The following is an 8,070-nucleotide window of genomic DNA, read 5'->3' as shown; positions in this document are numbered from 1 at the left end:
ATAAAGGGCTTTCAGACTATCGGTTAGTTGAATCAGGGATGCTGGTTTCATGCGAGTTCCTCACTCTGAGGATTTTCCCATTATTATAGGATCAATCATTCTCTGTAATTCTCTAATTGAACGTTACCTCATGTCTCAAGGAGAAGATGGCCACAGTGTCGAGGGTTTAATTGCTCAAGATATAGGTTGGGATTTTTAAGGGGAAACTTTCTTTTAAAATTGGCGTTTACTTTTGATTTTATTACTCAATCCAAGCTTTTGGGGGGTTGGGGGAAGTCGCTGAGTCTCAAATTAAATTAATTAAGCTTGAACAAATGCCAGAAAAAGCGACATTTTTTAAGGGATTACAGATACCAAAATACCATTTTAATTTCTATAAGTCATACAAAAATTTAGGTTAAGATGACCTCCGAGGATGAATTAATATAATTTTTGACGCTTTCTAGTAAAAGTTGATACAAAAAATGAGGTGTTTTTTGATTGGCTAATTCCAGACTATTCTGATAAATTTTAACAGCAGATTCATCATTAATCATTCGATAGTGAATGATTTTTGTCCATTCTGGTGCAGTTATCATTAATTGAGGAATCACTTCAATAAAAGCTTGTATTTGTTGTTGGGGTTCAAAATCTTCTAAAAAATGCACTAAACTAAACATAATTTCAGGATGTTCACAGTTATCATCTAGGATAAGATGTAAGTCTTTTAAATGTTTATCATCAGGATATTTGGTAAGTTTTTCTAATGTTTCCTCAAATAAGTTAATTTCTTGGGATGTTTTCATTAAGCGATTCTCTTGTAGGATTTTTATTAAATTCATGGGGTTGTTGCTCCTTAATCAAAAAAGGTTGACCAGGTAGTTTTATTAAGTTGAATGAGTTCTTGTAATCCCTTTCTAATATCTGCATTATATAATCCTTGACCTAGATAAATTGAGCGAATATCCCAAACTTCTTGTGCTAAGGTTTGTCGAGGGGAAAGGGTTAAGTCTGGACTTTTACCATAAGATAAGGTTTGACGATGACGACCTCCTTTTCCGGGGGATAAGTGTTCCATCATGATAGCAATTCCTTGATTAGTTGTGTAACCTTTGATTTTCGCTTTCATATACGCATTGGATGGTAGATGATGAGGGGTTAAGTTATCTCCTCTACTACCTAATTTTAACAAGTCGCCGTATGTCCCGACTTTTCCTTCTCCTGTCAGTAGTTTAAATTGAGTGATGTTGTCTCCTTATGATTATTTTAGGCCATAGGTTTATCATAGGTGAATAAAAATCTTATCGCTCTTCTATCTCGGAAAATCCCTGTCAACACATAAGTGCTGAAACTCTTATTTTATAAGCGAGCGCTCGCCTATTTTCTAACAACAACTCGAAAATTTAGTTTCTGTTAGTTATTGATCACCCGAAAGCTTGCCCCGAAAGAAAGCTAGAATTTAGACACGATCAGAGCTTTTTCCTGATAATTAAGCTTTAATGACCCATTTTCCTCTTTTCCCCCAACTCCAGTGCTTCCCAACCCAAAAAAGTAAGGCAGACCTTAGCCTACCTTAAAACAAAGCGAGGTTGATCAACTTTGAGGATACCGATGCGGATGCAGTGGATGTAATTGGTCTTATACCATATACTGTCGATTATAGCAAGGGTTTTGCTGGTTGTCTAGATTCAAATAACAAATAATTGTAAGCTTTACCATAGATGTTAATCTATACACTGAGCCGCAAGGACTATCTCTCGTCAAACTGGGTTTCAACCTGAACCTCAGTTCGGGATTAGTCAAAATTCTGAATGTTCTCCTAGCTGATAAACCCTATTCTTTCGTGGAACTGATGGCAAAATCTCTTTAACCGTAACTAACCTTGATTCGGTAAAGATTTTCCTCCTCTCGATCGCCTCGGAGAATTGTGCTGTAAGATATATTCAGTTTAAATTGTTTAGGCTCGCAATCGTAGATGAGAATAAATTTCGGTAGCTTTTGCGGGAATAGATCAATAATCTGAGGAAATTAACGTTTAACTATATGAATTCTGCTAAAATTATCGCCATTATCACGGGAGCAATTTCGATTTTAATCGCCGTTGCCTATTTAATCCTCGTCCAGATTCTTGACTTTCGTAGCGAGATGATTCCCGCTCCCCTAGAAGTTATTTTTCCTGGATGATAAAAATTGGGGTTGAAAATTTTTCAACCCCAGAAAAAGCAATTTTTGAGCCGATTAACCCACTGGTTGTAATACTAAATCCGGTTATTAAAAACTGATTATTTATTGCCTATTGCCTGTAAAGTGGAGGGTTGCATCAAAAGAGTTGCTCTGGCCTTATTGCCGGGGTCGTCTTTGCCAAGCAACAACTAATTTAATTTCCTCATAACTATAATTATCTCCCAGATTTTCTTTGAGAGTTTTCAGGGATCGATCACCCACTTTTTCGATCACTAAACGAATATATTCCTGTTTATTTTTAGAGACTAACTGATTAATATCAATTTCGTAACCCGCTTCTAGCAATTTAGCTAAATGTTCATAGATGGTTGAGACTTTTAAGCTTCTTTTGCGAGCGATTTCTTCCGCATTCAACCCATCTTGATAGTATTGGAGAGTGAGGAATTGAGTAGAGGGAAGACTATCCTGACAAAAATCATTAATTGCCGCTATAAATATATCCCCATACTGTTGTACTTTACTGTGTACTACTCCAGAAATTTGACGAAACTGCCCCAAATTCCGGGGTTTCGATTGGGCCATCAAACGCAGACTAGAATCATGGAAAATAACGTAGGGAGGAACCCCTTGACTATCGGCAATTTTTTTCCGCAGTTGCCGCAAGCGCTCGAATAATAAATCACTTTCCACCATATTGGGATTGTCGTCTCCCACGATTTGACCGTTAGCTTTCTGGGGGACGGCAATAAACACGGAACGTTGTTTCCGCATCACTTCCCAACTGTGTTGATTAAGTTTCAAGATTCTAAAATCGTCTTCAGTTTCTACTAATATATTTTGCTGGACAAGGGAACGACTTAAACGTTTCCACTCCTGCACAGTTTTATCTTTACCGATGCCATAAGTAGATAATAAATGATGTTGATATTGGCTGATTCTTTCACCTTTTCCTCCCCTGAGTACGTTGATTATGTGCATCATACCGAATTTCTGTCCCGTCCGCGCCACACAGGATAAAAATTTTTGTGCTTCGATCGTCCAATCCTCAGAATTGTTCCCATTCCGACAGTTATCACAGTTACCACAGTTACCCGAAAAACTTTCTCCAAAGTAACCTAGTACGCTCGATCTTCTACATTCAGTCCCTTCAGCATAATCTAACACCTGTCGCAATTGTTGACGAGCTTTCTGTTGTTCATTTTGCTCGGTTTTTTGGTTAATAAAATACTCAATTTTTCTGGCATCTGCAAAGCTAAAAAAGAGGGTACATTTAGCCGGTTCTCCGTCCCTACCGGCGCGGCCAGATTCTTGATAATATCCCTCTAAATTGCGGGGTAAATCATAATGAACGACAAAGCGCACATCGGGTTTATTAATCCCCATACCGAAGGCAATTGTCGCCACCATAATCTGCACATCATCCCGAATAAAACGGGTTTGATTTTTACTTCTTTCCCGATCCTCCATACCCGCGTGATAGGGTAGGGCATTAATACCATCTTTTTGTAACTGTTCAGCAACTTTATCGACGGTTTTGCGGCTGATACAGTAAACTATTCCTGCTCCTTTTTGTCCTTTAATATATTGATACAATTGCTGATAGGATTTACTGGTTTTAGGTTGAACTTCATAATAAAGATTATGACGATTAAAACTAGCAATATGAATGGAAGTATCTCGCAATCCTAATTGTTGGATAATATCTTCTCTAACCTGTTGGGTAGCGGTGGCAGTTAAAGCCAGAATTGGCACGGAGGGAAAGCGTTGACGAACTTGTTTAATTTGTCGATATTCAGGGCGAAAATCATGACCCCAATCGGAGACACAGTGAGCTTCATCCACCGCTAAACAGGCTAAACCGAGGTAATTATCAATAACAGCTAAAAAATCTAAAAAACTAGGCGATAATAATCTTTCTGGGGCGACATATAACAGTTTAATTTTTCCTTGCAGGATTAAAGATTCTCTTTCTCTGACTTGTTTCGCGTTTAAAGTGCTATTGAGAAATGTTGCCCCGATGCCATTATCAGCTAAAGCAGTTACTTGATCCTGCATTAAAGCAATTAGGGGAGAAACCACCACCGTCACCCCTTTTTTGATTAAAGCAGGTAGCTGAAAACAGAGAGATTTACCGCCTCCGGTGGGCATAATTACTAATAAATCCTGATTATTTAAAGCAGCCTCAATTATTTGGCGTTGATTCGGTCGAAATTGATCGTAGCCAAAGTGATATTTTAAGGCTTTTTCTAAAGAGTCAATTGCAGCCATTGAGCAAGGGGAAAAATATTTTTATAGTAGTTATTTTAAGTTTACAGACTCTCTGATTTTAGGGAACAGGGAACGCCGGAATGGGTGACAGAGGGAGGGAGATTACCTATTGCCTCCTGACTCCTGACTCCTGACCTTAAGATTGTCTCACCTGATCGGGAACACCAACAAAGGAGAGATTGGCTAATTTTTTCAGATTTTGACAGCGCAATAACTCGTTAAAATTGAGACTCGATCGCCCCTCAATTTCAGCTATAGTCTCAATAGCCGATAATAAACCCTTAGCGGCCTCGGTTTCCGTGTAACCGCGTCTAACAGCCACTTTTAGGGCCGCTTCATCCGCGTCTAATTCCCGTTGGGGGCTGCGTTTTTCTCGCCAAATCCGGTTAATTGCCAAGGCAGTTAAACCCCCCGCTACTGCCATACCGACGGCATCGGTTTGCAGGGTTTCCACGGTTAAACCGATCATACCAGCCAGAGCAATTAATCGATCGAGATCGGGTTTAAACCATTTTACTGCCGTTAAAACAGAGACGGCCCTTAACAAGACTAGATCCCGTTGGGGTCTTGATAATTGCCGCCAGAGGTCAAAATTAATTGGAATCGGTCTGACTCCTCTTTGCCAGGGCAGGGGAAAATTAGTTTCGATTACCTTGGTGCTTTCGGGTTTGCTGACAATGCGCGTCATCATCCGTCCCGAAGCAGGCATGAGGTCTAGTAAGTGACTAATCTCGTTGTCTTGGTTCATCGATCGCCGGTCAATAGTCTTCGATCATTGAGTATAATCGCTTTCTGAGCTAATATCTCTTTTCCGACAATTTTCTCAACGAAACCGCGTCAGTCCCTACCGTTCGGCTTTGAGGGGTTCGATGCCCCAAAAATCGCCCATAAATTCTTGCATCTTTCTCAAAATCCTCATGTTTTGATTATTACCCACATTCCGCACCCTAAAGTGTCACATTGAAAATTTTATCTAAATCGTCAAAACGATTGCCGGCTCTGAATTACAGGCTAATTTGTTTGCCCAGCATATGCACAATTAGCCCTAAAAATCTGATAGCTCTGATACCAAATTATTGAGATGAACTCTCATTAAGCTGGCGATCGCTGACTAGAGTGTGACACTTCATAATTCTTAGTAATCGCTAAAAGTCTTACTATACAAGGGCTAGAGCAACTGTTGATTTCAACGACTAGGGTGCGGAATGTGGGTTATTAATGAGGGGATGAAACCAGTCCTGACCGGATCTTGCCAACTCCAAGTAGAACCCGAACCGCTTGTGACTACGTTAACGGGAAGGTGAAGCCGAACCTGATCAACGAACTGGCGATACAGTCGCTACGGACTGAAATGTTGGGTTTCGCTTTCCCCTAAAATTGAGAGGTTTTCTTTAACCTAGGGTTTGCTGAAAAAGTTTTTCGTGGGGGCAGGGTGTGGGGTGTGGGGTGTGGGGTGTAGGGTTTTACCGATTTTCATCTGGTCAATTACCTAATTTTCAGGGAAAAAGTACCTGAATTTTCCCCCCGCTCACTCCCACGGCCGGTACTTTTGGATTGACAAAAAGTCTAAAAGTCTTATCCAGCAAGGTTTTTAGATTTATTCAGCCAGCCCTAACCCATTGATTCGCTCAACCCAACCTACGGACTGGCTACGGACTGGCTCAAAACCAGGGCCAGTCAGCAGGTGCAGAGCAGAAGAAGTTAAGAACATTCCCCGTAATAATGGCCAGCAGGGGCTGGAGAAATAAGGCGGGGAATGCCTGCTTGAGCTAGAGGTTCTGGAACAGTACGTTGGAGTTAGTGAGAGTGGGAGATCCCGTCAACGTGACGATCGCCAACGGGCTGAAGGTTGATCCCGCAGAGCCATCGGCATCGTAGGAGAGTACCCCACCGCTGTAGGTGAGGTAACCAGCTGCAAGGGCGTCGGTATATCCAGTTGTACTGCCGGAATAGGCCGCAAAGGCCGTGAAGGCGCTGGCACCGGTGGTATCGAACACGATGGTGTCGGTGCCACTTGTACTGAAATCGGTAATCACATCCTGCTGGTCGTAGATGCTCAGGAACTGGAAGGTGTCGTTGTTGTTGTCACCGGTCAGGGAATCATTGCCGTACCCGCCGATGATGGTGTCGTTTCCATTACCACCAGAGATGGTGTCGTTACCGCTGCCTCCGTAGATCAGGTCATCGTTATTGCCTCCATCGACACCACCGTCATTCCCGCTACCGCCATAGATGACATCGTTACCGTTGCCACCGTTGATGGTGTCGTTGCCTGCTCCGCCATAAACCGAGTCGTTGCCCGCCAAAGCGGAGATGCTGTCATCACCAGTTGATCCGGTGATGGAATCCGCTCCAGCTGTACCTGAGCCAATCACACTACTGCCTCCAGACGGCCCATCATTCGGGTCAGGACCGCCGCCCACGGTCAGGGCGATGTTGGCCGAATTGGCAACACCCTGGTTGCCAGGGGTATCGGAATAGCCGTTGGACACCGCCACTGTTCCCGTTGGCGACTGGAAGTTGGTGGCAGTGAACGTGGCGGTGTAGCTGCTGCCGCTGCCGGTGAAGTTGCTCAGCACCCCGTTGGTCAGGGTCACATCGCTGGCGGCGAAACCGCTTACGGCTTCGCTGAACTGGAAGGTGACTGTAGTGCTAAAGTTCTGGCTGGTGAGCGGTTGGCTGGCAAAGTTGATGCCCACTGTCGGATTTTTGGTATCAATCGTCACCGTGTCCGTACCCGCTCCGCCCTGGTTGCCTGCCACGTCGCTGTAGCTGGCCGCTGCCACGGACACCGAGCCGGTGGTTTCCACAGCATCGTCGGCCGTGAAGATGGCCGTATAGCTGTTGCCATCCACCTGGGTGAAGTTGCTCAGTGTTCCGCCGCTGACGCTCACATCACCGGCTGTGAAGCCATTCACAGTTTCGCTGAACTGGAAGGTGACCTGAGAACTGTTATCGCCGTCGTTGAGGGAAGTATCAACGATATCGACGGCGAGGGTCGGATTTAGCGTGTCAATCGTCACCGTATCCGAGCCTGCGGAGCCGGTGTTGCCTGCCACGTCGGTGTAGCTGGCCGCTGCCACGGACACCGAGCCGGTGGTTTCCACAGCATCGTCGGCCGTGAAGGTGGCCTGGTAGCTGCTGCCGCTGCCGGAGAAATTGCTCAACGTTCCGCCGCTGACGCTCACATCACCGACCGTTAAGCCATTCACATCTTCGCTAAACTCAAAGGTTACCAGAGAACTGTTATCGCCGTCGTTGAGGGAAGTATCAACGATATCGACGGCGAGGGTCGGATTTTTGGTGTCAATCGTCACCGTATCCGAGCCTGCGGAGCCGGTGTTGCCTGCCACGTCGGTGTAGCTGGCCGCTGCCACGGACACCGAGCCGGTGGTTTCCACAGCATCGTCGGCCGTGAAGGTGGCCTGGTAGCTGCTGCCGCTGCCGGAGAAATTGCTCAACGTTCCGCCGCTGACGCTCACATCACTGTTGTCAAAACCGGCGACATCTTCGCTGAATTCAAAGATGACTAGAGAATTGTTAGTTCCGTCGTTGAGGGAAGTATCAACGATATCGACTGCAAGGGTCGGATTTAGCGTGTCAATCGTCACCGTATCCGTACCTGCTCCACCATTGTTA

At 44.3% G+C, this 8,070-nt stretch carries 7 protein-coding genes; 2 read left to right on the top strand and 5 right to left on the bottom strand.

The genetic code is table 11. From position 1 onward, the window contains the following. Positions 1-49 precede the first annotated feature (49 nt). On the top strand, positions 50-199 hold the full coding sequence (locus tag H6G48_RS06590; protein WP_190720292.1) for a hypothetical protein: 150 nt from the start codon (positions 50-52) through the stop codon (positions 197-199). A gap of 193 nt (positions 200-392) precedes the next feature. Here the strand turns inward: H6G48_RS06590 and H6G48_RS06585 are convergent, their stop codons facing one another. Then, a complete protein-coding gene (locus H6G48_RS06585) occupies positions 393-821 on the bottom strand; it encodes an Imm30 family immunity protein (RefSeq protein WP_190720290.1) in 429 nt (142 codons plus the stop codon). Between the two features lie 14 nt (positions 822-835). After that, a complete protein-coding gene (locus tag H6G48_RS06580) occupies positions 836-1,108 on the bottom strand; it encodes a hypothetical protein (RefSeq protein WP_002760442.1) in 273 nt (90 codons plus the stop codon). Between the two features lie 914 nt (positions 1,109-2,022). Here H6G48_RS06580 and H6G48_RS06575 point away from each other — a divergent pair. Then, entirely contained in the window at positions 2,023-2,163 is a 141-nt protein-coding gene (locus H6G48_RS06575) for a hypothetical protein (RefSeq protein ID WP_002760440.1), read from the top strand. Positions 2,164-2,319: 156 nt separating this feature from the next. Here the strand turns inward: H6G48_RS06575 and recQ are convergent, their stop codons facing one another. The 3 genes from recQ to H6G48_RS26130 all read right to left on the bottom strand — a co-directional run. Beyond that, positions 2,320-4,431: a DNA helicase RecQ gene (gene recQ / locus H6G48_RS06570; RefSeq protein WP_190720287.1), complete on the bottom strand. Its 2,112-nt coding sequence runs from the start codon at positions 4,429-4,431 to the stop codon at positions 2,320-2,322. A gap of 136 nt (positions 4,432-4,567) precedes the next feature. Continuing rightward, positions 4,568-5,179 carry a DUF3318 domain-containing protein gene (locus H6G48_RS06565; RefSeq protein WP_190720284.1) on the bottom strand — a complete coding sequence of 204 codons (612 nt, stop codon included), beginning with the start codon at positions 5,177-5,179 and terminating at the stop codon, positions 4,568-4,570. A gap of 1,021 nt (positions 5,180-6,200) precedes the next feature. After that, positions 6,201-8,070, bottom strand: a 1,870-nt coding sequence (locus tag H6G48_RS26130) for a beta strand repeat-containing protein (protein WP_242034556.1), incomplete at its 5' end; no start/stop codon positions are given.

Origin of the sequence: Microcystis flos-aquae FACHB-1344, from assembly GCF_014698375.1 — a bacterium.
Lineage (GTDB): Bacteria > Cyanobacteriota > Cyanobacteriia > Cyanobacteriales > Microcystaceae > Microcystis > Microcystis aeruginosa.
Note: the sequence above shows the minus strand (reverse complement) of the source record. Positions and strands in the feature narration are given on the sequence as shown.